Source organism: Paracoccus subflavus (genome assembly GCF_004310345.1).
In the GTDB taxonomy this organism is placed as follows: domain Bacteria; phylum Pseudomonadota; class Alphaproteobacteria; order Rhodobacterales; family Rhodobacteraceae; genus Paracoccus; species Paracoccus subflavus.
In genome coordinates, this window is record NZ_SISK01000001.1 from 480,994 (window position 1) to 507,634 (window position 26,641).

27 protein-coding genes and 1 tRNA gene are annotated in these 26,641 nt (G+C 66.2%); 12 read left to right on the forward strand and 16 right to left on the reverse strand.

All coding sequences use genetic code 11. From position 1 onward, the window contains the following. Positions 1-90 precede the first annotated feature (90 nt). The gene (locus tag EYE42_RS02410; protein WP_130989693.1) at positions 91-714 is read left to right on the forward strand and encodes a lipid-binding SYLF domain-containing protein; all 624 of its coding nucleotides are present in this window, start codon (positions 91-93) and stop codon (positions 712-714) included. Here the strand turns inward: EYE42_RS02410 and EYE42_RS02415 are convergent. Together EYE42_RS02415 and EYE42_RS02420 are read right to left on the reverse strand one after the other, a co-directional pair. Further along, positions 711-1,358, reverse strand: coding sequence for a GntR family transcriptional regulator (locus EYE42_RS02415; protein ID WP_130989694.1), 648 nt, complete (start codon positions 1,356-1,358; stop codon positions 711-713). The two genes, EYE42_RS02410 and EYE42_RS02415, sit on opposite strands and share 4 nt — an antisense overlap. Before the next feature lie 31 nt (positions 1,359-1,389). Next, positions 1,390-2,088, reverse strand: coding sequence for a M48 family metallopeptidase (locus tag EYE42_RS02420; RefSeq protein WP_130989695.1), 699 nt, complete (start codon positions 2,086-2,088; stop codon positions 1,390-1,392). A 112-nt stretch (positions 2,089-2,200) separates the two neighbouring features. Here EYE42_RS02420 and EYE42_RS02425 point away from each other — a divergent pair, with 112 nt between their 5' ends. Beyond that, positions 2,201-2,515: a TIGR02300 family protein gene (locus EYE42_RS02425; RefSeq protein WP_130989696.1), complete on the forward strand. Its 315-nt coding sequence runs from the start codon at positions 2,201-2,203 to the stop codon at positions 2,513-2,515. A gap of 40 nt (positions 2,516-2,555) precedes the next feature. Here the strand turns inward: EYE42_RS02425 and EYE42_RS02430 are convergent, their stop codons facing one another. Beyond that, positions 2,556-3,020 carry an Lrp/AsnC family transcriptional regulator gene (locus tag EYE42_RS02430; RefSeq protein WP_130989697.1) on the reverse strand — a complete coding sequence of 155 codons (465 nt, stop codon included), beginning with the start codon at positions 3,018-3,020 and terminating at the stop codon, positions 2,556-2,558. Positions 3,021-3,130: 110 nt separating this feature from the next. Between EYE42_RS02430 and putA the strand changes: the two genes are divergently transcribed. Together putA and EYE42_RS02440 are read left to right on the forward strand one after the other, a co-directional pair. Then, positions 3,131-6,556: a bifunctional proline dehydrogenase/L-glutamate gamma-semialdehyde dehydrogenase PutA gene (gene putA / locus EYE42_RS02435; RefSeq protein ID WP_130989698.1), complete on the forward strand. Its 3,426-nt coding sequence runs from the start codon at positions 3,131-3,133 to the stop codon at positions 6,554-6,556. Positions 6,557-6,867: 311 nt separating this feature from the next. After that, entirely contained in the window at positions 6,868-7,542 is a 675-nt protein-coding gene (locus EYE42_RS02440; protein ID WP_130989699.1) for a VPLPA-CTERM sorting domain-containing protein, read from the forward strand. A 97-nt stretch (positions 7,543-7,639) separates the two neighbouring features. Here the strand turns inward: EYE42_RS02440 and EYE42_RS02445 are convergent. The 10 genes from EYE42_RS02445 to EYE42_RS02490 form a co-directional block, all read right to left on the reverse strand. Further along, positions 7,640-7,715 (reverse strand) — tRNA-Phe (locus tag EYE42_RS02445). 39 nt (positions 7,716-7,754) lie between these two features. Continuing rightward, positions 7,755-7,952, reverse strand: coding sequence for a DNA gyrase inhibitor YacG (locus tag EYE42_RS02450; RefSeq protein ID WP_130989700.1), 198 nt, complete (start codon positions 7,950-7,952; stop codon positions 7,755-7,757). Next, the gene (locus EYE42_RS02455) at positions 7,952-9,001 is read right to left on the reverse strand and encodes a ribonuclease E/G (RefSeq protein WP_130989701.1); all 1,050 of its coding nucleotides are present in this window, start codon (positions 8,999-9,001) and stop codon (positions 7,952-7,954) included. Before EYE42_RS02455 ends, EYE42_RS02450 begins: the two co-directional genes overlap by 1 nt. Continuing rightward, positions 8,998-9,591: a Maf family protein gene (locus EYE42_RS02460; protein WP_130989702.1), complete on the reverse strand. Its 594-nt coding sequence runs from the start codon at positions 9,589-9,591 to the stop codon at positions 8,998-9,000. The genes EYE42_RS02455 and EYE42_RS02460 overlap by 4 nt, the downstream gene beginning before the upstream one ends. A gap of 43 nt (positions 9,592-9,634) precedes the next feature. Beyond that, positions 9,635-9,853 carry a translation initiation factor IF-1 gene (infA, locus tag EYE42_RS02465; RefSeq protein WP_036636451.1) on the reverse strand — a complete coding sequence of 73 codons (219 nt, stop codon included), beginning with the start codon at positions 9,851-9,853 and terminating at the stop codon, positions 9,635-9,637. A gap of 86 nt (positions 9,854-9,939) precedes the next feature. Then, on the reverse strand, positions 9,940-11,007 hold the full coding sequence (locus EYE42_RS02470) for a flagellar motor switch protein FliM (RefSeq protein ID WP_130989703.1): 1,068 nt from the start codon (positions 11,005-11,007) through the stop codon (positions 9,940-9,942). Positions 11,008-11,067: 60 nt separating this feature from the next. Further along, positions 11,068-13,731 carry an ATP-binding protein gene (locus tag EYE42_RS02475; RefSeq protein ID WP_130989704.1) on the reverse strand — a complete coding sequence of 888 codons (2,664 nt, stop codon included), beginning with the start codon at positions 13,729-13,731 and terminating at the stop codon, positions 11,068-11,070. Beyond that, a complete protein-coding gene (locus EYE42_RS02480; protein WP_211657883.1) occupies positions 13,721-14,008 on the reverse strand; it encodes a hypothetical protein in 288 nt (95 codons plus the stop codon). Before EYE42_RS02480 ends, EYE42_RS02475 begins: the two co-directional genes overlap by 11 nt. 9 nt (positions 14,009-14,017) lie before the next feature. Then, positions 14,018-14,368 carry a response regulator transcription factor gene (locus EYE42_RS02485; protein WP_130989705.1) on the reverse strand — a complete coding sequence of 117 codons (351 nt, stop codon included), beginning with the start codon at positions 14,366-14,368 and terminating at the stop codon, positions 14,018-14,020. Positions 14,369-14,440: 72 nt separating this feature from the next. Further along, positions 14,441-15,697, reverse strand: coding sequence for a helix-turn-helix transcriptional regulator (locus tag EYE42_RS02490; protein ID WP_130989706.1), 1,257 nt, complete (start codon positions 15,695-15,697; stop codon positions 14,441-14,443). A 172-nt stretch (positions 15,698-15,869) separates the two neighbouring features. Here EYE42_RS02490 and EYE42_RS02495 point away from each other — a divergent pair, with 172 nt between their 5' ends. The 5 genes from EYE42_RS02495 (at position 15,870) to EYE42_RS02515 (ending at position 20,961) form a co-directional block, all read left to right on the forward strand. Further along, positions 15,870-17,267 (forward strand): helix-turn-helix domain-containing protein, encoded by a 1,398-nt coding sequence (locus EYE42_RS02495; protein WP_130989707.1) that lies wholly within the window; start codon positions 15,870-15,872, stop codon positions 17,265-17,267. Between the two features lie 178 nt (positions 17,268-17,445). After that, complete coding sequence (locus tag EYE42_RS02500) at positions 17,446-18,738, forward strand: DUF5930 domain-containing protein (protein WP_246020555.1); 1,293 nt, start codon at positions 17,446-17,448, stop codon at positions 18,736-18,738. Next, positions 18,728-19,216, forward strand: coding sequence for a bactofilin family protein (locus tag EYE42_RS02505; protein WP_130989709.1), 489 nt, complete (start codon positions 18,728-18,730; stop codon positions 19,214-19,216). Before EYE42_RS02500 ends, EYE42_RS02505 begins: the two co-directional genes overlap by 11 nt. Positions 19,217-19,386: 170 nt before the next feature. Further along, on the forward strand, positions 19,387-20,235 hold the full coding sequence (locus EYE42_RS02510; protein WP_130989710.1) for a fumarylacetoacetate hydrolase family protein: 849 nt from the start codon (positions 19,387-19,389) through the stop codon (positions 20,233-20,235). 3 nt (positions 20,236-20,238) lie between these two features. Next, complete coding sequence (locus tag EYE42_RS02515) at positions 20,239-20,961, forward strand: SDR family oxidoreductase (RefSeq protein ID WP_130989711.1); 723 nt, start codon at positions 20,239-20,241, stop codon at positions 20,959-20,961. Between the two features lie 69 nt (positions 20,962-21,030). Here EYE42_RS02515 and coaD read toward each other — a convergent pair whose 3' ends face one another. The 3 genes from coaD to EYE42_RS02530 all read right to left on the reverse strand — a co-directional run bounded on the left by coaD (position 21,031) and on the right by EYE42_RS02530 (position 23,043). Next, the gene (gene coaD, locus EYE42_RS02520) at positions 21,031-21,525 is read right to left on the reverse strand and encodes a pantetheine-phosphate adenylyltransferase (protein WP_130989712.1); all 495 of its coding nucleotides are present in this window, start codon (positions 21,523-21,525) and stop codon (positions 21,031-21,033) included. Positions 21,526-21,601: 76 nt separating this feature from the next. Continuing rightward, positions 21,602-22,063 carry a CBS domain-containing protein gene (locus EYE42_RS02525; RefSeq protein ID WP_130989713.1) on the reverse strand — a complete coding sequence of 154 codons (462 nt, stop codon included), beginning with the start codon at positions 22,061-22,063 and terminating at the stop codon, positions 21,602-21,604. Then, a complete protein-coding gene (locus EYE42_RS02530; protein ID WP_130989714.1) occupies positions 22,063-23,043 on the reverse strand; it encodes a LysR family transcriptional regulator in 981 nt (326 codons plus the stop codon). Before EYE42_RS02530 ends, EYE42_RS02525 begins: the two co-directional genes overlap by 1 nt. 101 nt (positions 23,044-23,144) lie before the next feature. Between EYE42_RS02530 and EYE42_RS02535 the strand changes: the two genes are divergently transcribed. From EYE42_RS02535 to EYE42_RS02545, 3 genes are all read left to right on the forward strand, one after another. Then, on the forward strand, positions 23,145-24,644 hold the full coding sequence (locus EYE42_RS02535) for a CoA-acylating methylmalonate-semialdehyde dehydrogenase (protein ID WP_130989715.1): 1,500 nt from the start codon (positions 23,145-23,147) through the stop codon (positions 24,642-24,644). 229 nt (positions 24,645-24,873) lie between these two features. Further along, positions 24,874-25,443 carry a hypothetical protein gene (locus tag EYE42_RS02540; RefSeq protein ID WP_130989716.1) on the forward strand — a complete coding sequence of 190 codons (570 nt, stop codon included), beginning with the start codon at positions 24,874-24,876 and terminating at the stop codon, positions 25,441-25,443. A gap of 64 nt (positions 25,444-25,507) precedes the next feature. After that, on the forward strand, positions 25,508-26,638 hold the full coding sequence (locus EYE42_RS02545) for a carboxylate-amine ligase (RefSeq protein ID WP_130989717.1): 1,131 nt from the start codon (positions 25,508-25,510) through the stop codon (positions 26,636-26,638). Positions 26,639-26,641 lie beyond the last annotated feature (3 nt).

Below are 26,641 nucleotides of genomic sequence, written 5' to 3' on the forward strand. Positions count from 1 at the left end.
GCCGGGAACCGCGTGACAGTGCCCCACAAAGGGATTACCCTTCGCCCCAACGGGCCGGAACGCGCCCGGCGGTCAGATCGAGGGCAAGGGATGGGCAGTTCCAGACTTATCAACCGGCGCATGGCGCTGGCCTGCGGCGGCAGCGCGTTGGTGCTGGCGGGGTGCAGCAATGCGGTCGGGACCAATGCGGCGGCCGAACTGGATGCCCGCGTCGATGCCACGCACCAGTATCTGATCCAGAACTATCCCTCGGCACAGACCCTGGTGCAGAATGCACGCGGCGTCCTGTATATGCCGCTGATGACCGAGGCCGCGCTTGGCATCGGCGGGGCCTATGGGCAGGGCGCGCTGCGCATCGGCGGGGCCACGGTGGATTACTATTCCGCCACCCGCGCCACGGTGGGTTTCCAGGCGGGGGCGCAGCAATACGCGCATGTGCTGATCTTTCAGACCGACGGGGCTCTGGGCTCGTTCCGGGCATCACCGGGATGGCTGGCCGGGGCCAATGCCTTTTATGCGATCCCCCAGGGCGGCATGGCGCTGGGCGCCGACACGATCACGGCACAATTGCCTGTGGTGGCGATGATCTTCGGTCAGGCCGGGTTGATGGCAGGGGCCTCGATCGAGGGAACGAAATACACCCGCGTCATTCCTTCGGAAATCCCCCGGCTGGGCTTTGGCGGCCTGGGACTGCCGCAGATGGGCCAAGGCTAGGACTGCGTCAGGTGCCGCAGCCCGTGCGTGACATCGGCGCGCACGGCCAGCCGCAGGGCGGGCTCGTCCCCGGCCCGCAACGCAGCCAGGATCATCCGGTGGTGGCGCGGCGGCTCGTTGCGCTTCACCCGGCCATACAGCGCCCGCATGGTGGGTCCCAGTTGCAGCCAGATCGTTTCCAGCATCGCCAGCATGGCCGGGGCCTGGGCGCGCAGATACAGCATCCGGTGAAAATCCAGGTTGCAGCGGATATATCCCACCGCGTCGTGGTTTTCGACCGCATCGGCAATGCGGGCGTTCATCTGCGCCAGCCGGTCGATCAGGGCGAAATGCGCGCGCGGCAGGGCCCGGGCGGCCAGTTCCGGCTCGATCAGCGCGCGCAGGGCGGCCAGTTCCTCGATCCGGTCGTCCGACAGCGCCGGGGTCGAGACACGCCCCGAGGCCGAGATTGTCAGCGCGCCTTCGGCCACAAGGCGCCGCACCGCCTCGCGCGCGGGGGTCATCGACACGTGATGATCGCGGGCGATGCCGCGCAGGGTCAGCGCCTTTCCGGGCGGCAGTTCGCCCAGCATGATGCGGGTGCGCACGTTGCGATACACCTGTTCATGCGCAGAGAGGTCGGCGGGACGGGCTGGCGCGTTCATGTCCCGCATGTGATCACAGCCGCAGGGCCTGTCAATCCCCGCAGGGATCCCTGAACCGCCAGGCCATCAGCCCCGCCCCATTCTGCCGCAGCCAGGCGCGTTCGCCAATATGGCCCGGATACAACGCCTCGACCGTGGACCAGAAGCGGGGGGAATGGTCCATGTGGCGCAGATGGGCCACTTCGTGCGCGGCGACGTAATCCAGAACCGCGGGCGGCGCCATCGCCAGCCGCCAGGAAAACATCAGCCGTCCGTCGGTCGTGCAACTGCCCCAGCGGGATCGCGTGTCGCGCAGTACCAGCGCGCGATAGCCCTGCCCCAATGCGGCGGCATGACGGTCGCACGCGGCACGCAGACGCTCAGCCGCCTGGTGTTTCAGAAAGGCCTGCGTCACCGGACCGGCCGGACGGCTGGCCGGCAGCAGCAGGGCAGTCCCTTCGATCCGGGCCGCCCGAACGGCGGCGGGGGTCAGCGTCAGCCCCTGGCCCATCACCGGCATGACAGCGCCATGCCGGACGATGCTGGGCTGGGGGCGCCGCCCCGTCGCCTCCAGCAGCCAGCGGGACTTGGATTCCGCGAATGCCGCGCCTTGGGCCAGGGACACCCCGGCCGGCAGCGTCAGCACCACCGGCCCGCCGTCGCGCGGCACCCGCAGCGTCATGCGCCGCGCGCGGGGGGACCGGCGGCAGGCAATCCGCAACCCGTTGGCGATGGTGAACGCTTCGGCCATCCGCCTGTCCTTGCCCTGCCCTGCGGTCCCTGTCAGAAAAGCCTTTGACACCCCCCCGTGCCTGTGGCAGGGGGACCACCGATTTCCCTAAACGCGGCGGAAGGAGAATGCCATGCCCAAAGAGGAATGGGGCACGAAACGCCTGTGCCCGCACTGTGCGACGCGGTTTTATGACCTGCGCGCCAATCCGATGACCTGCCCCGCCTGCGGGAACACGTTTTCGCTGGAAAGCCTGACCGACAGCCGCGGCAAGACGCTGGTCACCGAAAAGACCGCCGTGCGCGACGACGAGGATCTGGTGGACGAAGAGGAGGATCTGGGCGACGACGCCGGCGAGCTGGACGACGATCTTCTGGAAGAGGACGATGACGACGGCGACGTGTCGCTGGACGACATTGCCGATGTCGCGGAAAGCGACGAAGACTGAAACGGAGGCCGGTCGCAGGACCGGCCTTTTCCGTTTCGCCTTAGCCGAGCGTCAGGTTCTGCTCGACCACCGCCTCCATCGAGACGTGGCTGGATGTGTTGTTCACAAAGGGCAGGGTCGAGATCTTTTCGGCCATGATCCGCCGGAAATCCGCCATGTCACGCGACCGGACCTTGAGCATATAGTCGCACCCCCCGGCGATCATGTAGCATTCCTCGACCTCGGGGATGGCGCGGACGGCCGCATTGAACTGCTGCAATGCAGCCTCGCGCGTGTCGCTCATGCTGACTTCAAGATAGGTCACATGGGTCAGTCCCAGCTTCACGGGCGACAGGATGGCCCGATAGCCGGTGATCAGGCCGATCTCCTCCAGATGCCTGATGCGCAGGGACACGGGCGTCTTGGACAGGCCGACCTTGCGGGCCAGTTCGGCCACCGGGATTCGGGCATTGCAGAGCAGTTCGACCAGAATCTTGTGATCCAGCGCATCCAGTTTGACGGTCATCCCAAAAATCCTTCATTCTTTGGCCGGATCGACCGCGTTATATCCCATATTCAGGCCCCTGGCCCGCGCAGGTTGGGATATACAGTCCGGGTCAGTCAAGGAGTCAGGTCATGTCGTCCTCCGTCAGCGCCAGGGTTTTTTCCACAGAGGCCAAGTTTGCGGATGAGGCACCCCTTCTGGAACGCCTGGCCGATCAGGCCGCCCTGTCAGCCCAGGCCCGTGCGACCATCGCGGCCCGTGCCGCCGATCTGGTGCGCCGCATCCGGGCCGAGGCGCGGCCCAGCCTGATGGAACACTTTCTGTCCGAATACGGCCTGTCCACCCGCGAGGGCGTGGCCCTGATGTGCCTGGCCGAGGCGATGCTGCGCGTTCCCGACCGCACCACCATCGACGCGCTGATCGAGGACAAGATCGCCCCCTCGGACTGGGGCCGGCACCTGGGCGAGGCATCGTCTTCGCTGGTCAATGCCTCGACCTGGGCGCTGATGCTGACGGGCAAGGTGCTGGACGACGAGGGTGACGGGATCGCCGGCACCCTGCGGCGCGCCATCCGCCGCGTGGGCGAACCCGTGATCCGCACCGCCGTGGGCCGCGCCATGAAGGAAATGGGCCGCCAGTTCGTGCTGGGCCAGACCATTGGCGACGCGCTTGACCGCGCCCGCAAGCGCGAGGCGCAGGGTTTCACCTATAGCTACGACATGCTGGGCGAGGCCGCGATGACCGGCGCGGATGCCGCCCGCTATGCCCAGGCCTATGCCGATGCCATCGCGGCCATCGCCGGGGCCTGCGACAAGGGATCGGTCGAACGCAACCCCGGCATCTCGATCAAGCTGTCGGCGCTGCATCCGCGATACGAGGTCGCGCAGGAAACCCGCGTGATGCACGAGCTGGTGCCGGTCGTCCTGCGGCTGGCGCAGCAGGCCCGCGCCGCGAACATGGGCATGAACATCGACGCCGAGGAGCAGGACCGGCTGGTCATCTCGATGAAGGTGATCGAGGCGGTGCTGTCGGACCCCTCGCTGGCCGGGTGGGACGGGTTCGGCGTGGTGGTGCAGGCCTATGGCAAGCGCGCGGGCCGGACGATCGACTGGCTGCACGATCTGGCTGTCCGGCTGGATCGGCGAATCATGGTGCGGCTGGTCAAGGGCGCCTATTGGGACAGCGAGGTGAAGCGGGCCCAGGTCGAGGGCCATCCGGGCTTTCCGCTGTTCACCAGCAAGGCCGGCACCGATGTCAGCTATATCGCCAATGCGAAAAAGCTGATCGGCCATGCCGACCGGATCTATCCGCAGTTCGCCACCCATAATGCCCACACGGTCGCCGCGATCCTTGAGATGGCAGGCGATACCGCCTTCGAATTCCAGCGGCTGCACGGCATGGGCGAACGGCTGCATGATATCGTTTTGCGCGAAAATGCGGGACGGCCGGGGGGGGCACGCTGCCGCATCTATGCGCCGGTGGGGGCGCATCGCGACCTGTTGGCCTATCTGGTGCGGCGGCTGCTGGAGAACGGCGCCAACAGCAGCTTCGTGAACCAGATCGTCGATGAGGCCGTCACCCCCGAGGAAGTCGCCCGCGATCCGTTTGGCGCGCTGGCCACGGCCAAGGCCCCGGCATCGCTGCGGGCGCCTGCCGATCTTTACGGCGCGTCGCGCCGCAATTCGGCCGGGTTCGACCTGTCGGACGAACAGACGCTGGCCCGGATCAATGCGCTGCGCGACGTGGCGATGCCCGATGTGGCGCCGCTGACCGTCTCGCAGCCTGCCGGAACGGTGCAGGATGTGCTGAACCCCGCCACCGGGGACAGACTGGCCGGGGTGATGATGGCCGATGCCCCCACGGTCGCGCGGGCCATCGACGACGCGCGTCCCTGGGATTTGCCTGCCGCCGAACGCGCCGCCGTCCTGCGCCGTGCCGCCGATCTGTACGAGGAAAACTTCGGCCCGATCTTCGGCATCCTCGCGCGCGAGGCCGGCAAGACTCTGCCCGATGCCGTCGCCGAACTGCGCGAGGCGGCGGACTTCCTGCGCTATTACGCGGCCGAGGGCGAGACCAACCCCGGCGCGGCGCGCGGCATCGTCGGCGCGATCAGCCCGTGGAACTTTCCCCTGGCGATCTTCACCGGCCAGATCGCGGCGGCGCTGATGGCAGGCAATGCCGTCATTGCCAAGCCCGCCGAGGCGACGCCAGTCATCGCCGACCTGGGTGTCAAGCTGCTGCATCGGGCGGGCGTGCCGCTGTCCGCGCTGCAACTGCTTCCCGGTCGCGGCAGCGTGATCGGCGCAGCGCTGACAGCCGATTCCCGCGTCAAGGGGGTGGTCTTTACGGGCTCGACCGCGACGGCAAAGACCATTGCCCGGACCATAGCGGCAACCCTGGCCCCCGGCACGCCGCTGATCGCGGAAACCGGCGGACTGAACGCGATGATCGTGGATTCGACCGCCCTGCCCGAACAGGCGGTGCGCGACATCGTGAACGGCGCCTTCAGGTCGGCCGGGCAGCGGTGTTCGGCCCTGCGCTGCCTGTATGTCCAGGAAGACATCGCCGGGCACGTGATTCCCATGATCCAGGGCGCCATGGACGAGCTGGTCTTGGGCGATCCGTGGGATCTGGCCACGGATGTCGGCCCGGTCATCGACGCATCGGCGCGGGACGCCATCGCCGGCTATATCGCCGCCAACGCCAGCCGGGTCATTCACAGTCTGGAGGTGCCTGCCCAAGGCACATTCATCCCGCCGACCATGCTGCGGGTGGGGGGCATCGCCGATCTTGAACGCGAGATCTTCGGCCCTGTCCTGCACGTCGCCACCTTTCGCGGCGACGAACTGGACCGCGTCGTGGCCGACATCAACGCCCGTGGGTTTGGCCTGACCTTCGGGCTGCATACCCGCATCGACAGCCGTGTCCAAGCGGTGTCGGACGCGATCCATGTCGGCAACATCTACGTGAACCGCAACCAGATCGGTGCCGTCGTGGGCAGCCAGCCCTTTGGCGGCGAAGGGCTGTCGGGAACCGGCCCCAAGGCGGGCGGGCCGCGCTACCTGCCGCGCTTCTTTGCCTCTGCCGTGCCGGGCGAGGCTGGTGGCGACTGGCAGGGTCCGGCCGATGAGTCAGGCATTCAGGCCCGGCTGATCGCCCATCGGTCACGCAAGATCGACGAGTGCCTGATGCCCGGACCCACGGGCGAACTGAACCGTCTGACCGCCCATACCCGCCCCCCGGTCCTGTGCCTCGGGCCCGGCGCAAAGACCGTCGCGGCCCAGGTGGCCGCCGTCGTGGTTTTGGGGGGTGACGCGGTCGGGGCGGACGGCCCCCTGCCCCCTGACGCGCTGACCCGCCTGCCCGCCATGGGCGCCGTTCTGTGGTGGGGGGACGATGCGAAAGGCAGGCTCTATGCCCAGGCCCTTGCCGCGCGCAAGGGCGAGATCGTCCAGCTTGTGACCGGAATGCCCGACCTTGCCCATGTTGCCCATGAACGCCACCTGTGTGTCGATACCACCGCCGCCGGCGGGAATGCCACGCTGCTGGCAGGATAGGAATTCCCGCGGATGTTTCTATTTGGATAGACTTATCCATTGCCGAACACGCCTGCGTCGGGCAATCAGCCTTGTGCATCGCATGACCAGACCTGTCTTTTAAGAAGCGCCCTGCTTGCAAAAATCTTCTTCGGGTGGGTTTTTATAAAAACGGCCTGTCTCTCGCATCATCATGGCCTTGCTTTTCCTGCATTTCATCCAATAGTTGATAAGCCTGCTGCTTATTCTCCGAGACAGCAAAACTTTGCCGGTTAAGGTTTCACATCAGTGGCGGGATGCCATTGATTCGGTGATTGTCTCAGGAGAGTGGCTTGTATATCAATTTATTGGCGGCGGTTGCCGTCACGTCCGTCATGGCCGGACAAGCAGGCGCGGCGACCTATACGGTTGCGGAATACGACATGCAGGTCCGGTATGAGGGGACAGGGTTTACCAGGGCGTATGTTTTATCGTTGCCTGACCTTGAGACCGTTTACGAGGGCAGTATCCCCGCTGGTGATACAACGTACGGCTTTGATAGCTATCTGTTCGGCAAACCGCAGATAGGTACGATTTTTCAATTCCAGTTAAAGATTGTTCATCCTCATGTTCCGATCTACGATTTTTTTTATGACAACGGCGGGCGCGCCCCGGTCTGCCAATTGGGACCGTGGGATTGTACCAGTGTTAATATCACAAACATCAACGGCAACCACATACGCTTTGGGTGGGACGATATATTTTCGGCCTCGGTCACACTCACGAAAGGATCTGTTCTAGATATAAACTTCTGGTCAGCCTATGCCAGCCATGACGGCCCTTATCCTTTTCGTATTTCAGAGGATGGTCGTTATGGTTATGAATACCGCGACGAATACTCCCAGTTCACCATCCTCGACATAAAAGACCTGGCGCCGGTGCCGCTGCCCTCGGCCATCGCTCTGCTGCCTCTGGGTATCGGCGCCCTGGCCTTTATGCGCAAACGCCGCCGCCTCGTGGCCGGCTGACCCGCAACTGCCGGCAAGGCAGGGGCCGGGATCGCCTGGCCCCTTTGAAATTTCCAACATCATGGAAAGATAACGCGCACCAATAAAAACAGTGAAATGGTGCCCGGAGGCGGATTCGAACCACCGACACGCGGATTTTCAATCCGCTGCTCTACCAACTGAGCTATCCGGGCAACCGGCGCGACGTTTCGGACGCGTGGCGTGACGGGTGTTTACGGGCGCTGGGCGCCCCTGTCCAGACCCCCGTCGCGGTTTTTTTCACCCTCGTCCGGGGCAAGGTCATCCAGCGGGCCGCCTGGAATGACATAGCTGCCGCGCAGCCAGCGGCCCAGGTCGATATCGGCGCAGCGCTTCGAACAGAACGGGCGATAGGCGGGCTCGCTGGTCTTCCGGCAGATCGGACAGGCCATCACCGATCCCCGTTTGACAAGCGATGGAGCGGAATGCGGTCGCGCTTGCGGTTGATCTCGTAAAGGCCCATCGTGGTCCAGCCGATCAGCGAGGTTTCGGCGCTCTCGCTCTTGAAGGCCGCGCGCAGAACCTGATCCAGCGTCGCCCGGTCGCGCTTGGGAATGGGGGCAAAGTCGATCACCACCTGCCCGCCCAAGCCCCGGAGGCGCAGTTGCCGCGGCAGGTCGCGCGCCAGGGCGATGTTGGCCTTGAGGGCGGCGGCCGGGCTGGTATCGCTGCCGGTGTTCACGTCGATGGCGACCAAGGCCCGGGTCGGCTGGATGGCGGCATGGCCACCACCGGGCAGCGCGACGTCGGGCGACAGCAGCATGTCCACCGCCTCGAGCACGCCGCAACGTTCAAGGCTGTCGTCGCCCTGTTCGACGCTGTCCGGTTCGGGGTCGGCCCATTCCATCCAGGCCAGTTCGTGGGGTGTCGGCGCGCCCAGCAGCAGTTCTGGCGGGCCGGCCCCCTCGGCCATGACCCGGACGCATAGCTCCAGAAGGCCCTGCATCTCGGCCTCGATCTCATCGAGCGGTGCGGTTTCCGCCAGGCTTCTGAAGATGATGCCGGTCCCGGCCGGCGGCCCGGCAGATTCGCCCAAGGTCGTCAGGTCTGCCCGAACCCCCTCGTCGCGGATGCGGCGCGAGACGTTGATTCCGGGTGCGCCCGGCGTGACCAATACATGACGGCCGCGAAACAGGATGCGTGCGGTCAGGGGAATGGCCTTGCCGTCCTCGGCCACGCCGGCGACTTGGACCAGAAGCGACTGCCCCTCGGCCAGACCGGACCGGTCACGCAGATAGCCGCGCTGCCCTTCGGGCAGGCGGACGAACACCCCGCCCTGACCTTTCATCAGTCGTTCGACCGTGCCACGGCAGATGTCGCCGGGCGTCAGGGACGCGATGTCGCCCGCATCGACGAACAGGTCGATCAGGCGCCCTTCGTCCAACAAGGCGGCGGCCTCGGCGCCAAACAGCCGGCCCAGAACGATCTGACGTCCCTTCATCGCGCATCCTTTCCCGCGGTGATACCCGATGCTGCCAGCATGGCGGCGGTTTCCGACAGCGGCAGACCGACGACCGACGAAAACGATCCCTGTATCCAGGGGATGAACGCGGCGGCTGCCCCCTGGATCGCATAGGCCCCGGCCTTGCCCTGCCAGTCGCCGTGATCGAGATAACGTTCCAGTTCAACCGCCCCTATGGGCCGCATCCGGACAATGGTTTCAACCAGGCGGTCGCGCATCGTTCCGGCATGGCGGATCACCACCGCCGTAAGGACGCGATGGCGGCGGCCAGACATCAGGCGCATGAAATCCCCCGCCTCGGCGCGCGACATGGGCTTGCCGAGAATGCGCCGCCCCACGGCGACGGTGGTGTCGGCGCATATCAGAACATCGCCGGACGGGACTTCGACCGCATCGGCCTTGGCGCGCGCGATCCGGCGGACATAATCGCGCGCCGCCTCGCCTTTGAGCGGGGTTTCGTCGATGTCGGCACTGCGGATTTCGTCCGGAACAATCCCGATCTGCCCCAGCAATTGCAGGCGGCGGGGGCTGGCAGAGCCCAGGATCAGGCGCGGGCAGGACACGGCCATCGCGGCGCCCCCCGTCAAACCGACCGCCGAGGGACGAGCGACATCACTTGAAGCGGTAATTGATCCGGCCCTTGGACAGGTCATAGGTGTTCATTTCCACCTGAACCTTGTCGCCCGCCAAAACACGGATGCGGTTCTTGCGCATCTTTCCTGCCATATGTGCGATGATCTCATGGCCGTTTTCCAGCTCGACCCTGAACGTCGCATTGGGCAGGAGTTCCTTTACGACACCCGGGAATTCGAGCATTTCTTCCTTGGCCATGGTCACTCCATTCTGATCGACCCGCCTGATTCGGGACCGTGGTTACATGCGTCGGCACCGCTGGGATTTCAAGCCCAAACAGCCGATCACACGGCCGAGGCGAGCCGCGCCGGCCCCTCCTCGGCGGTCATGGAAGGGTCGGTCAGGACGCGGAACGGGTCGCTGTCCGCAAGATCGGCAGGCGGCAGATCCGGCAATGGTTCCACCCGGTTCAAGGGCTGCTCGACGGGCTTGTGGGACGGGTCGTAAAGGCGGATGGCATAGCAGCCGGCGGATTCGCCCAGCTTGCCCCTGGCCAGAACCTGGCCCGTGCGTGTTTCCAGCCGCGCCTCGGCCAAGGTGACGCGCGGCAGCGCCAGCAACGTGCCCGGCTTCAGCGCGCGCAATTCGCCCAAAGTGATCCGGCGCCGGCACAGGATGCCCATCACCTCGACCGGGGCGGCGGTCACGGTTTCGGCCAGGGTCACGACGGCCGCAGCGCCGGGGGCGGTGGACGCCGGGCCTGGGGAGGCCGCAAGCCGGGCCTGGGACGTTTCGGCGCCGTGGGGCACGGCAATGAGGATCTGGCCCTCGCGGGTTTCGGTCCCGCCCAGCCGCAGATCGAGGGCCAGGCTGCGATAGGCCCGATCCTCCAGCATCAGGATCAACGGGCGGGGATCGTCCAGATGCGTTGCATAGCGGTACCCATCCAGCGATCCGTAACCCTCGATCCCCGCCATTTCGGTGGCCAGTTCCGCCATGACCGCATTCACGAAATCCACGCAGATCGCCGCATCGCTGCGCGTCACCCGGCGCCGTTCGGCGGGGCGGGACGTGACGCGGCCCAGGGCCTGCACTTCGATCAGGGCCGTCACCGTCTCGAAACCCAGCGCCATGACGCCCAACTGGTCGCCCGGCCCCTGCAGAACCACAAGAAGGCCCTGTTCTGGCAGAAGTTCGGGCAGCTCGGCCAGCGTGGTCGCGCCGGGCCGCACCTCGACCGGCAGAACCGGCATCCGGTACAGGCGTTCCGCTGCGCGACCGACCGCCATCGCCGCGGCACGGGCCGGGGATATAGGCTGGGGCTGCGGCAGGCGCGCGGGTTTGCCGGGACCATTCTGCGCACGGGCGAGCAGCAATGCCCGCAACCGCTCTGCCTGACCTGATTGCGCCATGATCACCCCGAATCGCCGATTATCCGCAGCCACCTTTGCAAGAACCGGTTGAGAAAGGGTTTACGCCCGATGCCGCCACCCCGCGTCCGAGGGAACCGGCGGTCGGCGCGGCAGCACGACACGAAAGGCCGCGCCACCCTGTCCGGGCAGATAGGTGATCTCACCCCCCAGGTTCGCCATGATCTCCTTGCAGATGGCCAGGCCCAGGCCCGCGCCGCCGGCCCGGGCCGGGTCGTTCAGACGAGCAAACTTTTCAAAGATCAGCGCCTGCCGCGCCGGCTCGATCCCCGACCCGTTATCGGCGATGTCGATCTGCGCGCCTCCCTGCAGGACCCGGATGACCCGGATGATCAGCACCGGATGTTCGGCATCGCAGTATTTGCGGGCATTGCTGATGACATTGATCAGCACCTGCAACAGCCGGTCCGCATCGGTGATGATGCCCACATATTCAGCCAGTGGGTCGCGTTCGACCCGGAAATGCCGTTCGGGCCGGGTCGCCGAGGCCGCGGTCAGTGCACGGTCGATCAGGTCGTGCAGGGTGACGGGCATCACCGACAGCCGGGCCTGTCCGCTCTCCAGAACGGACAGGTCCAGCAGGTCGTCCAGCAGCCGGGTCAAACGCCCGGCCTCGTCATGGATGATGCCCGCGAAGCGGCTGCGCTCCTCGGGCGTCAGGGTCGGGTTCTTGAGGATTTCCGAAAAGGCCCTGACCGACGTCATGGGGGTGCGCAATTCATGACTGATCTGGCCCAGAAAGGCGTCCTTCTGGACCGACAGGGCCGTCAGCTTGTCATTGGCCTCGTGCAACTGTCGGGCCGTGCGGGCCAGTTCGGCGGTGGCATTTTCCAGACGCTGGGTTTCCTCTTTGGCGCGCTGCGCCTCGTCGGCGACCTGCATGAGGTCGGATACGGTCAGTTTCACCCCGCCCGCCACGCTGTCGATCATGGCATGCGCCGTGGCCGACCCGATCGAGCCCGCCAGCCGCCGTTCCAGGCGGGTCAGAAAGCCGGGCGTCAGGTCGGGCAGATAGCCGGACTTGCCTTGCAGAGCGGCTTCGGTCTGGAAAAAGCGCAGCGCATCCTCGGCCCCCCAGACGCGGCGCGCCATGACCAAGAGCGGCTCGGCCTGATCGACGCCGCGTGCGACGCGGCTGTGGCGGATCGGGTCCACCGCGCTGACGAAGGACAGGCCCTGCAGACGCTCTACCGGATCGGGCATGCCAAAGATGGACAACGCGATGAAGGCCAGCGTGTTGACCGCAAGCGACAGCAAGATCGCAAAGGCCAGCGGATCGACCTCGGGCGGGACGGGCAAAAGGCCGTCGATGCCCAGCGAGGGCAGAAAGATCATCAGCATCCACAAAAGCGACCCCGTGCCGACACCGGCATAGGCCCCCTGCCGGTTGGCGCCGCGCCACAGCAGCCCGCCCAGCATTGCAGGCATCACCTGCGCCATGCCGGTAAAGGCCACCAGCCCCATCGAGGCCAGGGCGGCGGTCCCGCCGCTGGCCTGATAATAGGTCCAACTGACCGCCATCATCGCCAGGATCGCCAGCCGCCGGGCGTTCAGGACAAACCCGCGCAGATCCTCGGGATCTCCCGACTGCGGCCTGCGGCGCAGGGTCAGCCACAGGGGCGTCAGCCAGTGGTTCGAAATCATCGTGGACACCGCGATCGTGCAGACCACGACCATCGAGGTCGCCGCCGAAAAGCCGCCCAGAAAGACAAGAAAGGCCAGCCAGTTCTGGCCCGACTGGGCAGGCAATGTCAGAACGTAGAGGTCGGGGTTGGCATCGGCGGGCAGCACGTCGCGGCCCATCACGGCGATGGGCAGGACAAACAGCGACATGGCGAACAGATAGGCCGGAAAGGCCCATCCGGCGGTTGCCAGACGATCCTCGTCGGCAGCCTCGACGACCAGAACCTGAAACATGCGCGGCAGCGCGATCACCGCGGCACCCGACACCAGGATCAGCGCGGTCCAGCGGTCGGGTTGCAGCAGCCAGCCCCGGTTTTCGGGATCGGTTGCGGTGCGGTGGATACGATCCACCATGTCGGCGGGGCCGTCGGCCAGCCCCCAGACCACAAAGATTCCCAGGGCCAGAAAGGCCAGGATCTTGACCACCGCCTCAAGCGCGATGGCGGTGACGACCCCGTGGTGACGCTCGTCGGCGGCCAGGTTGCGGGTGCCGAAGATGATGGTGAACAGCGCCAGACCCGCCGCCACCCACAGCGCGGTGCCCTGCATCCCGGCCACGCGGATGTCGCTCAGGCCATCGGTGGCGAAAACCTCGAAGGACAGGCTGACCGATTGCAGTTGCAGCGCGACATAAGGCGTCGCGGCGACCACCACGATCAGCGTGACAAGGCCAGCAAGACGGTTCGACTTGCCGAACCGGGCCGAGATCAGATCCGCGATCGAGGTGACGTGATGCATCCGCGCCACCCGCACCAGCCGCCGCAGTCCCCACCACGCGCCCGCAAAGACGATCGTCGGCCCCAGATAGATGGTGGCGAATTCCAGCCCCGACCGGCTGGCATATCCCACCGCGCCGTAAAACGTCCAGGCCGAGCAATAGACAGACAGCGACAGCGTATAGACGACCGGATGATCCAGCCATCGCACCTTGCCCCGCCCCGCCGCCCGGTCCGCCGCAAAGGCCACGCCGAACATCAGCGCGACATAGGCAAGGCATCCCGCGACAAGGGCTTCAAACGGCATGGTCGTCGGGCCTGGGGTCAGTGATGGCGCGGCTTGCGCGCAGCGTCGTGGCATCGGCGCGGCGCAGGGTCCGATGCAGCATCCATATCGCCACGATCAAGGCGGCCCACAGACCGAACAGCCAGATTGCCCCGCCCGCGGAACTGATCCGTTCGGGCATCCACCAGACCGGCACCAGAACCAGCAGCAGGGCCAGCACCGGCATAACACGCGCCGCATCGCCCAGGCGGCGGCGGCGGAACGAGGCGCGTTCAAGAAACAGCGGCCGGTCCGGCATGGCGCGCCGTCAGACCAGCATCCTGCGCACGACAGCGCGCAGGTCATCATTGGCAAAGGGCTTGGCCAGCACCTCGTCCGCCAGAGGCACATGGGCCTGCCCCCGCGCGGTCAGCAGCAAAACGGGGGTGGCGGCGATAGAGGGGTCATGATCGCCGCGCAGTTCCGCCAGAATCTCGGTTCCCGAACGATGCGGCAGCATCACGTCAAGAATGACCAGTCGCGGCTTTGCGCCCCGGATCGCTTCGATCCCGCCCAGACCATCGCCGTGCAGCGCCACCTGCCAGCCGTCCCGGGACAGAATGAACTGCACCGCATGAGCGATATTGGGCTCGTCCTCGATGATCAGGATATCGGGCATCAGGCGCCGGCCCCCTTGCTGGCGTTTGTCACGATAATGTGTCGCCAGGCCACGGCCTGTCAAAGCCTGTGTTCACGCGGTCGCCAGGATCGACGGTTCGCGCCGGGCCGGGCAGCCGATGCGCGGGCAGATGCGGCAGGCTGGGCCGATCGGCAGGCCGGCCTCCCCCGGCTGGCCTGCCTCCTCGGGCAGGATCAGCATCTGCGCATGGCTCAGCACCGGGCCCTCCACGCCCAGCGGCTGATGCCGCGTCGCCAGCGACAGTGACCGGAAACGACGACCTGACGGCGCCTGAAGCCTTGCGGCAATGGCGGTCTGCGGCTGCGCCAGCGCCTGGAACAGGGGCCACAGCGGGCAGGCATCGCCCGGCCGAGCCAAAGGAAAGCCCGGCGACGGGCTGCGCAGGATCAGGGCGCCCGATCCGTCGCAAATCAACAGCCCGGCGTTTTCAAAGCCTCTCGGCTTCAGGTCCGCCAGGCGGCGCATGACCAGATCCAGCGGCTGTTGCAGACGGGCCGCCATGCGCAGGGGATCGGGTTCCAAGGCCGCGGCGTCGGTCAGCACCCTGTCTGGCAGAACAGCGCGGTCCCGGGTCAAGCGGTCCAGATGATCGCGCGCCAGGGTGCGCGCAGCGTCCGAAGCCAGGTCGGCCGCCTCATCGACAGGCGGGGCGCCAGCGGCAATCCATGCCTCGACCTCTTCCTGGGGGGTGAAGATCGCCCCCTGGGTATCGAAGCTGTCCAGATAGGCCACAAGGGCCTGTGCGGTGCGCGACAGGCGCAGGCTGTCGCCGTCCAGATTGGCATGGAACCGGTCGCGCCAGTCCGGGGGGATCTCTCCGCCCTCGGCCAGGATCGAGGCCGTGGACCGGATCGAGGTCACGGCCGACAGCACCTCGTGCAGCGTGGTCAGCAGGTAAGGGTCTTGGGTCATCCGGTCGGACAGGGTGACAAGCTGCCGCTCCAGCCCCTCGGCCCGACGTGCCGTGGCGATCAGCACCGCCGCCCAGCCGGGAAAACGGGCCAGCATCTCGGGGGCCTGGTCCAGTTCGGCCGCGACCTCGGCGGGCAGGCGCGCCGCAGCCTCACGCAGGGCGGCGATCCGGGCCTCCTCGCGCCCTTCGGCCAGTTCGGCGGCCGGCACATCCAGAGCAGCGGCCAGCCGAACCACCAGATGCTCGCCCACGGGGCGGCGGTTGTGTTCGATCAGATTCAGATAGGCCGCAGAAATGCCCGCCGCCCGAGCGACATCGGCCTGCCGCCGCGACAAGGCCAGGCGTCGTTCGCGGATGCGTGTTCCCGTCAGGATCCGGCTGTTGCTGCGCGTCATCGCCCGATCAAAGCCTGCCCTCCGGCCCGGCGCAAGATGCAACGGAATCTTGACCTTTATGCGTCATGGTCGGGGCATGATTCACCCCTATCCCGTCATCCAGCCCCAGGCGGCCCTTGCCCGGATCACTTTGCAAACGCTAGAGCATCCTTTGCAAAGAAGGGGACATGGGATGGCTGCACAAAAGATCTATGCCGGCAATTCGCTGCGCGAGACACGGGGGCGCAGTGGACTGACACAGCGGCAGTTTGCGGAACGGCTGGGGGTATCCCTGCCCTATCTGTCGCAGATGGAAAACAACCACCGCCCGATCTCGGTCGGGGTTCTGGTGAGGCTGGCGCAGGAATTCGGCGTCGATCTGTCGAAACTGGCGACAGGCGATGCGGAACGCATGGTGATCGACATGCAGGAGGCGCTGGCCGATCCGCTGTTCGACGCGATGCCGCCGCCGGCCGACCTGCGGCTTGCGGCCACCAACGCCCCGGCCTTTGCCCGCGCCTTTCTGGACCTTTACCGCATCCACCGCCAGGGCCAGGAACGTCTCGCCGCCCTGGACGAAGCAATCGGCGCCTCCAGCCGGAACGCCCTTTCCACCCCCTGGGAGGAGGTGCGGGACTTTTTCCATTACCGCGATAATTACCTGGACGCGGTGGACCGGGCGGCGGAACGCTTTGCCTGTCCGGCGGGCCAGCGGCTGGACCCCTGGCAAGCGGGCGTCGCCGCCCTGGCACAGCAGAACCTGCGGGTCACGCAGGTCGAATTGCCTGCCCATGCCGTGTTTCATCGTGCCGGTCCGGACATCCAGGTCAATGCCGCGGCCGAACGTCCGACGCAGGTATTCCAGTTGCTGCATCTGGTGGCGCTGGAACGCCATGCCGACCTGCTGGAAGCCACGCTGGATCAGGCCCGGTTCCGCAGCCCGACCGCGCGCGCGGTGGCGCGGGTGGGGCTGGCCAACTATTTCGCGGGGGCAGCACTGATGCCCTACCGTATTTTTCTGGCAGCAGCGCAGGCCGAACGACATGACCTGGAACGACTGGCGCATCGATTCGGCGCCTCTCTGGAACAGGTGGCACATCGGCTGTCCACGCTGCAACGGACGGGTGCAAAGGGGGTGCCGTTCTTTTTCGTGCGGGTGGACCAGGCCGGAACCATCACCAAGCGCCATTCCGCGACCCGGTTGCAATTCGCCCGCTTCGGCGGCGCCTGCCCGTTGTGGAACGTCCATCAGGCCTTTGAACAGCCGGGACGCTTTTTGCGGCAACTGGCCGAAACCCCTGACGGAGTGCGCTATCTTCTGATGTCGCGCGACGTGTCCAAACATCCGGGCGCCTTCAACGCCCCCGTCCGCCGCTTTGCCATCGGCCTGGGCTGCGAGATCGCCCATGCGGGCAGCGTCGTTTACGCTGACGGACTGGATTTGACCCGGCCGCGCGCTTTTGAACCCATCGGCATCTCGTGCCGGATCTGCCCCAGATCGGACTGCCATCAGCGGTCGGTGCCGCCAATCGACCGTCCCCTCCGGATTCCTGCCAATCGGAACGGCCCCCTGCCCTATGAAATTTGCTAGCAATTTCAGGCCGTCATTTCCCAGGTCGGCGGAAACTCGCGCGCAAGGGCAAGGATTCGCGCATTGCGGGAACCCGATTGTCCGGGGATGTTGCCAAGAAGGCACAGCTACGGTTTACCCGCTGGCACCAGGAACAGAACGTCCGGCCCGATCCGGATGCCACCTCGGGGGACATGATTTGCCAAATGCGACAAGCCGTCTGAATGCCACGCTGGAACGGCTTCTGCCGGAAAAGCGCCTGTTCCTGCGGTCCGGAGAAAATGCTTGCTTTGTCCGCCTGCGTCCGGCGACCCAGCTTGCCGCCCTGGGGGGAATGGGCCTGGTGTTCGGCTGGACGCTTGTCGCGACCTCGATCCTGGCCATCGACGCGGTCACCACGGCGGGATCGCGCGACGGCACCATGCAAACGCAGGCCGCGGTCGAGCGCCGCCTGGCTCAACTCTCGGCTGAACGCGACGCGCGTGCAGCCGAGGCGCTGGCCGCGCAGAATCGCTTTGCCGTCGCGCTGGATCAGGTGTCGCAGATGCAGACGCAACTGCTCGCATCCGAAGAGCAGCGTCGCGAACTCGAAGCCGGATTGCAGGTGGTCCAATCCTCGCTGGGCGATGCGTTGGTCGCCCGCAACGACGCCCTGGGCACCCTGGCGGCCGACGCCCAACCCGATGCCGTCCGCCAGGACGAAGTGGCGGCAGCGCTGGATATCCTGACCAGCGAACTGCGCCAGGCCGCCGACGAACGTGCCAGTGCCCTGCAAGAGGCCGAAGCCGCCCGCAGCGAGGCGCAGGAACTGGCGCTGGAGCGCGATGAGATCCTGGCGCGCAACGACGAGATCCTGGCCGAGGTCGAAGATGCCGTCACCATTTCGGTGGAACCGCTGGACGATGTGTTCCGGTCGGTCGGCATGGACCCCGATGATGTGCTGTCCACGATCCGCAGCGGCTATTCCGGGCAGGGTGGGCCGTTGACGCCCTTGTCGCAATCCACCCGCGGCAATGCCGCGCTGTCGAACACCGAAAGCAAGGCCCGGCAGATCATCGTGACGCTGGATCAGGTGAACACCTATCGGATCGCCATGGAAAAGCTGCCCTTGGCGATGCCGGTGACGCAGTCGTTCCGCTATACCTCGAATTTCGGGCCGCGCTGGGGACGCAAGCACGAGGGGATCGACATGGCGGGTCCGGTGGGCACCCCCATCCAGGCAACCGGAGACGGGGTGGTGATTTTTGCAGGCCGATCGGGAGCTTATGGAAATCTCATCAAGATCCAGCACGAGTTGGGGGTCGAGACACGCTATGCCCATCTGTCGCGAATCCGCGTCAAGGCTGGCCAAAGGGTGTCGCAAGGAGAGCGGATCGGTGATATGGGCAACACAGGACGCTCGACCGGTTCGCACCTGCATTACGAGGTGCGGATGAACGGTCGGGCGGTCGACCCGATGAGCTTCATCAAGGCTGCAAGCAATGTTCAGTAAGACCCGCGTGACCGAAAAACCGCAAACCCCCCCCGCCCCGTCCGCAATGCCCGACCTGCCCGCCGCGACCCCCGGCCATGACCGCATCGACGCGCCCGCCACGCCCGCCGCACGGCGCAGCACGCCGTCGGTCCTGTCGTCGGATCTGACGGTCACCGGCAATATCCGCACCGAAGGCGACATCCAGATCGAGGGCACCGTCGAGGGCGACATCCGCGCCCATCAACTGGTGATAGGCGAAAGCGCCACCATCCGGGGCGAGATCGTGGGCGACGAAGTGGTCGTGAACGGCCGCGTGATCGGGCGCGTGCGCGGCCTGAAGGTTCGCCTGACCGCCACCGCGCGGGTCGAGGGAGATATCATCCACAAGACCATCGCCATTGAATCGGGCGCACATTTCGAAGGTTCGGTCCAGCGGCAGGAAGATCCCCTTGCCAACGGCCCAACCAAGAAGCTGGCCGCACCGACCGCCGAATAAGGCCCCTGTGCCGTTTCGTGACGATGCCCTGCCCGCGACAGCGGGCGGTTCCGGCATCTGCAGGCCATTGTCCACTTTCGCGCCGGGATGCATAAAGCCTCTTTGCATCTGGCAAAGTGGTGCTGTCCGACCTGGGCTAGGCTTCGGGCGCAAATCTGAGGAGAAAACACATGAAACTGGTTCGCCATGGCGCACGCGGCGCTGAACGTCCGGGAATTCTGGATGCGGATGGCCGGGTGCGCGACCTGTCGGCGCATGTGTCCGACATTTCGGGCACCACGCTGACCACCCACGGCCTTCAGGCCCTGCGCGTCCTTGACCCGGAAACCCTGCCGCTGGTCCACGGCATACCCCAGCAGGATCTGCGACTGGGCCCCTGCGTGGCCGGGGTGGGCAAGTTCATCGGCGTGGGGCTGAACTATGCCGATCACGCGGCCGAGGCGGGCATGGACGTCCCGACCGAGCCGATCCTATTCACCAAATGGACAAGCTGCATCACCGGCCCCGACGAGGATCTGCATCTGCCCAAGGGTTCGACCGCAACCGACTGGGAGGTGGAACTGGGCATCGTCATCGGGGACGGCGGTCAGGACATTGCCCAGAACCAGGCCCACCGGCACATCGCCGGTTTCTGCGTCATCAACGACATCAGCGAACGCGACTGGCAGTTGCGCCAGGGCGGCACCTGGGACAAGGGCAAGGGCCATGATGGGTTCGGCCCGATCGGCCCCTGGCTGGTCACGCTGGACGAAATCCCCGACCCCCGCGCCCTGCGCCTGTGGCTTGCGGTGGACGGGCACCGCTATCAGGACGGCACCACCGCGACCATGGTGTTCGGCCCCGAGGAAATCGTGTCTTACGCATCCCGGTTCACGACGCTTCATCCCGGCGATGTGATTGCCACGGGCACCCCGCCCGGCGTTGGCATGGGGCAGAAGCCGCCGGTCTATCTGCGGTCGGGACAGGTCATGGAACTGGGCATCGACGGGTTGGGACAGCAGCGTCAGCGGGTGGTCTGAGCCATGGCCCGGCCGCCATCCATCATCGTCACCGGCGCCGGCAGCGGCATCGGGCGGGCCACCGCCCGGCGGTTTCTGGATGCGGGTTGGCGCGTCGCGCTGCTGGGCCGCCGGGCGGATATCCTGGCCGATACCGCGACCGGACGGCCCGCGCTGATCCTGCCCTGCGATGTCACGGACGAAGCCGCCGTGGATGCGGCCTTCGACCGATGCGCTGCCGAGTGGGGGCGGCTTGACGCGCTGTTCAACAATGCCGGTCGCGGTGCAGACCCGGCCCTGCCCGATGCGATGGATGCCGACACCTTCCGCGATGTGGTGGCCGTGAACGTGACGGGCATGTTCCTGTGCGCCCGCGCGGCATTCCGAATCATGCGGGCGCAAACCCCCCGGGGCGGTCGGATCATCAACAATGGCTCGATCGCGGCCCATGCGCCCCGGCCGGGATCGGTGGCCTATACCACGTCGAAACATGCGGTGACGGGCCTGACCAAGTCCCTGTCGCTGGATGGGCGCCCTTTCGACATCGCCTGCGGCCAGATCGACATCGGCAATGCGGCGACCGAATTGCTGGCCCAGGTCAGCGTCAACAGCCCCGGTGCCGAACCCTCGATGGATGTGGGTGTCGTGGCGGATGCGGTGTTGCACATGGCCGGTTTGCCCCGTGGGGCCAATGTGCAGTTCATGACCGTGATGGCCACCGCCATGCCGTTCATCGGACGGGGCTGACCGCCCGAGGCATGAGATTCCCGGCATCGCGGCCCCGTAACACCGCGCCAGGATGGAAAAAGACAGCCCTTATTCGCGAAACCGGCTTACCAGCGCCGCCTGCACGGGGGGCGTCACGAATTTCGAGACGTCGCCGCCCAGCCGGGCGATTTCCTTGACCAGCTTTGATGCGATGGCCTGACGGCGGGCGTCGGCCATCAGGAAGACCGTCTCGATGCTGGCGTCCAGGGCGCGGTTCATCCCGACCATCTGGAATTCGTATTCGAAATCGGCTACGGCACGCAGCCCGCGCACGATGACCTGCGCCCCCACGTCGCGGGCGCAGTCGATCAGCAGGTTCTCGAACGGATGGACGATGATCTCGCCCCCGGTGCGGGGGATGATCTGGTCGCATTCAGCCTGCACCATGGCGACGCGATGGTCCAGGTCAAACAGGGGAGACTTGTCGCGGTTGATCGCCACGCCGATCACCAGCCGGTCCACCAGCGCCATGGCACGCTGGATGATGTCCACATGACCCAGCGTGATGGGATCGAAAGTACCTGGATAAAGACCGATGCGCATCAACTGGCGTCCCCGTGCTTGCCCTTTTCAAAGGCAAAGCGGATTGCCAGGAAAATTGCAAGCAATCGCCGGCCCGTCAGGACCCCATGATCATCCCGGTCAGCGCCTCTTTCTCGGCGGCGAGTTCCTTGAGCCGTCCGCTGACGGCATCGCCGATCGACACCACGCCCAGCATGGCGCCCGTGTCGTCCACGACCGGCATGTGGCGGAACCGCCCGTGGGTCATGCGTTCCAGGATGTCCAGCGCGTCGTCGCCCATGGTGCAGGTCTGGACCGAGCGGGTCATCACCTGACCGATGGGCTGCGACAGCACCCCGGCTCCATGGGTGCCAAGCTGATGCACGACATCGCGCTCTGACAGAATGCCCTGCGGCGTCCGTCCGTCGTCCGATACCACCACGGCGCCCACCCCGTGCTTGGCCAGCAGCGCCGCGGCATCCGCCAAGGTTGCGTCCGCGCGGATGGTGAGCATTGTCTGCGCCTCGATCCCCGGCTTGCCCGAGGTGGATTTCATCGACAGCAACTGCTTGACAAGCATCAGAGGCCCTCCGTGGCGCAATTCGTGACGCGTTGGTTCCCTCCACCTTTTCCCTCGAAGCCGGTTCCGTCAAGCCCGCATGGATTATCAACGCCAAGCTGACGTTCCAGGCGCGCGACTTCGGCCCGAATGCCCTGGGCCAACAGGTCGGCCAGAAGCGACAGGCGGCGCGACGCCCGGTCGTCGGCGTGGCGGATCAACCAGAAGCTGCGCTTCAGGACAAGGCGGTCGGGCAGGACGACCCGGACACCGGGGGCAAAGGGGATGGCAAAGTCATGCACGATCCCCACCCCGGCCCCGACCCGGATCGCCTGCATCTGCACCGACACGGAATTCGACGTGATCGCCGCCGTCTGAACCCCGGTTTCCGACAGGTAATCCAGTTCCCGGTCGAAGATCATGTCGGGGATATAACCGATCATTCGATGATGCCGCAGGTCTGCCAGATCACGGATCGGCGGGGCGGCGCGCAGGTAATCGTCATGCGCGGCCAGATGCAGGTGGTAATCGGTCAGCCTTTGCACCGTCAGCCGCCCGGTATCGGGCGGGGACACGGCAATCGCCATGTCGGCCTCGCGCTTGGTCAGGTTAACCACGCGCGGCAGGGCGACGATCTGGATTTCCAGCCCCGGATGGGCGATGCACAGATCGCGCGCCACCTGCGGCAACAGATAGTTCGCGCAACCGTCCGGGGCGCCGATGCGAAGCTGGCCGGTCAGCCCGGCGTCCCGGCGAGTGGCCTCGGCGGCGGCGTTGGCGCCCTGTTCGGCGGCTTCGGCCGGGGCCACCAGCCGCGCCCCCTCGGCCGTCAGCGCGTATCCCTGCGGGGTCTTGGCAAACAGCGCGGCCCCCACCGCACCCTCCAGCCGGGCAATGCGCCGCCCGATGGTTGACGCGTCCATGCCCAGCCGGCGGCCGGCGCCGGACAGGCTTTCCGTCCGTGCGACCGCCAGAAAGATGCGCAAATCGTCCCAGTCCATCCCGCCCCTTTGCAGAAACGCAAAACGTCTTTGCCGACCTTCCTCTTTATCCCGCAAATCCGCAAGGCTATGGTCACGCGAACCGCGCAACGGAGGATGCGATGAAAGAGATTCACCACTGGATCGACGGCTCGGAATACAAGGGAGCCTCGGGCCGGTTCAGCGACGTCTTCAACCCCGCCACCGGCGAGGTCCAGGCGAAACTGTCGCTGGCCACCAAGGCCGAGATGGATCACGCCGTCGAACGCGCTGCTGAAGCCCAGGTCGCCTGGGGCGCCACCAACCCGCAGCGCCGCGCCCGCGTGATGATGGAGTTCGTTCGGCTCATCAACCGCGATATGGACACGCTGGCCGAGGCACTGTCGTCGGAACACGGAAAGACCTTTCCCGACGCCAAGGGCGACATCCAGCGCGGGCTGGAGGTGATCGAATTCTGCATCGGTGCCCCCCACCTGCTGAAGGGCGAATTCACCGACAGCGCCGGTCCCGGCATCGACATGTATTCCATGCGCCAGCCGCTGGGCGTGGTGGCGGGCATCACGCCCTTCAACTTTCCGGCCATGATCCCGCTGTGGAAGATGGGCCCCGCGCTTGCCGCCGGGAACGCGATGATCCTCAAGCCGTCGGAACGCGACCCTTCGGTGCCGCTGATGCTGGCGCAACTGCTGCAAGAGGCCGGGCTGCCCGATGGCGTCCTGCAGGTCGTCAACGGCGACAAGGACAGCGTGGACGCGATCCTGGACAGCCCGGTCATCCAGGCCGTGGGCTTCGTCGGGTCCACCCCGATCGCGCAGTACATCTATGAACGCGCGGCGGCGACCGGCAAGCGCGCGCAATGCTTTGGCGGCGCCAAGAACCACATGATCATCATGCCCGATGCCGATCTGGACCAGGCCGCCGACGCCCTGGTGGGCGCGGGCTACGGGGCTGCGGGCGAACGCTGCATGGCGATTTCCGTCGCGGTGCCGGTGGGCGACAAGACCGCCGACGCGCTGATCGAACGGCTGGTGCCGCGGATCGAAAAGCTGAAGGTCGGCCCCTGGACCGCCGGCAACGACGTGGATTACGGCCCGGTCGTGACCAGGGCCGCCAAGGAAAACATCCTGCGGCTGGTGCAGTCGGGCATCGACCAGGGCGCCGAACTGGTCGTGGACGGTCGCGACTTCAACCTGCAAGGCTATGAGAACGGCTTCTTCGTCGGTCCGCACCTGTTCGACCGCGTGACTCCGGACATGGACATCTACAGAACCGAAATTTTCGGCCCGGTCCTGTCCACCGTCCGCGCCAAGTCCTATGAGGAGGCGATTGGCCTGGCGATGGATCACGAATACGGAAACGGCACCGCGATCTATACCCGCGACGGCGACACCGCCCGCGATTTCGCCAACCGCATCAACATCGGCATGGTGGGAATCAACGTGCCGATCCCCGTGCCGCTGGCCTATCACACCTTCGGCGGCTGGAAGAAATCCGGCTTCGGCGACCTGAACCAGCACGGCCCCGACGCTTTCCGGTTCTATACCCGGACCAAGACGGTCACGGCCCGTTGGCCGTCCGGCATCAAGGAAGGCGGCGAGTTCAACTTCCGCGCGATGGACTGACAGGCAAGGGCGGGGCAATCCCGCCCTTTTCGCCTGCGACGGTCTGCAATCCGCGACCGCGGCCGGACAAATTGACCAAATAGACAGCTACCGCTTTTCAACAGATAGGATAGTTATGTCTGTGTTAGTTGGTTTCGGTGTAAGCGGTTGAAATTGTTGAGTGGCCCTGCCCTTTTTGGCAGGGCCGGTCGACTTGCTGCTGAACCGGGTTGTTCAGGGGCAAGTCACCATGCGGACATTCTGCGCGCAAGACGATTCCTGCATATATTTCTTTCCGGGGATGGGGTATCGCCCGGTCGCCCAGGCGATCCAGCGGGATCAATACGGCGACCATGCGGTGCTGATCGTCGGCGATGATTCCCCCCTGGAGGGCAAGGTGCCGCCGGGATGGATGATGACGGATCTCCCGGTCGAGCCCTATGCCCCGCTTGGCGGCCCATCCGTCCTGGCAGGCCTGACCCCGGCGACCCTGGCCGGCGGCGGCTTCGCCGTGCCCGCCATCGCTTCCTGGGGCGGCGGCGGCTCGGGCGGATCGGTCCTGCCCCGGTTTCCGGGCGTGCCCCCCGATACGGGCGGCCCCGGCAATCCGGGCCGCACCACGCCAAGGCCCGAGCTTCCGCCGATCGGAGGCGATTCGTCCGAGCCGCCGGTGATCGGCAACACCTCGACCCAGCCGCCCGCGGGCCCCGACCTGCCCCCCCTTGCACCGGTTCCAGGACCAGAAGCGGGCGTGATGCTGATTTCGGCGCTTGTCGTCCTGACGCTGATGCAGGGCGCGTGGCGACGTCTGCACGGCTGACGGCAAACGCCCCTTGCGGCCAGACGGCAAGCAGGCTTCCATGGCGCAAAGGCCGGAAGCAGACATGACCGAAGAACCGGATTTCACACTGGGGATCGAGGAGGAATATCTTCTGGTCGATCCCGACACCGGCGATCTGTCCCCCGCGCCGGACGGCATGATGGCGGCCTGCCGTTCGGCCCTGGGCGATCGTTTCAGTCCCGAGTTCCTGCGCTGCCAGGTCGAGGTCGGCACCCCCGTATCCCCCACCATCGCCGAGGCGCGCGGCCATCTGGCCGACCTGCGCCGGACGGTGGCGCGGATCGCCGGCGATTACGGCCTTGCGCCGATCTCGGCGTCCTGCCACCCCTTTGCCGACTGGCGCGACCAGCATCACACCGACAAGGACCGTTACCACCAGTTGTCGCGCGACATGGCCGCAGTGTCGCGGCGGATGCTGATCTGCGGAATGCACGTTCATGTCGGCATCCCCGACCGGGCGATGCGCATCGACCTGATGAATCAGCTGACCTATTTTCTGCCGCATCTGCTGGCGCTGTCGGCCTCCAGCCCGTTCTGGCTGGGCGGCGACACCGGGCTTGCATCCTATCGCACCACGGTTTTCGCCGGAATGCCCCGCACCGGCCTGCCCCCGCATTTCGCAAGCTGGGAGGATTTCGAGCGACCGTTGCAGGTTCTGGCCGACCTGGACGTGGTCGAGGATGGCAGCAAGATCTGGTGGGATCTGCGGCCGTCGCATGGCTTTCCGACGCTGGAGACGCGCGTCTGCGACGCCTCGCCCCGCCTGGCCGACACGATCACGCTGGCGGCCCTGATCCAGGCGACCTGCCGGATGCTGTGGCGCCTGTCGCGCCAGAACCAGCGATGGCGGCAGTATGATACCCTACTGATCGGGGAAAACCGCTGGCGGGCCGCACGATATGGCATGGCCGAGGGCATCATCGACTTTGGCGCCCGCCGGATCATCCCCTTCGGCCAGGCGATCGAGGACTGGCTGGCGCTGATCGCCCCCGACGCCAACCGCCTGGGCAGCCAGCCCCATGTGGCCCAGGCGCGCGAGATGGTCCAGGGCGGCGGATCGGCCGCCCGCCAGCGCGTCGTTCTGGCCCGCGCCATCGCCGCAGGCGCAACCCGGCCCGAGGCCCTGCGCGAGGTGGTCCGTAGCCTGGTCCAGGAATTCCGGGAGGGGTTGTGATGA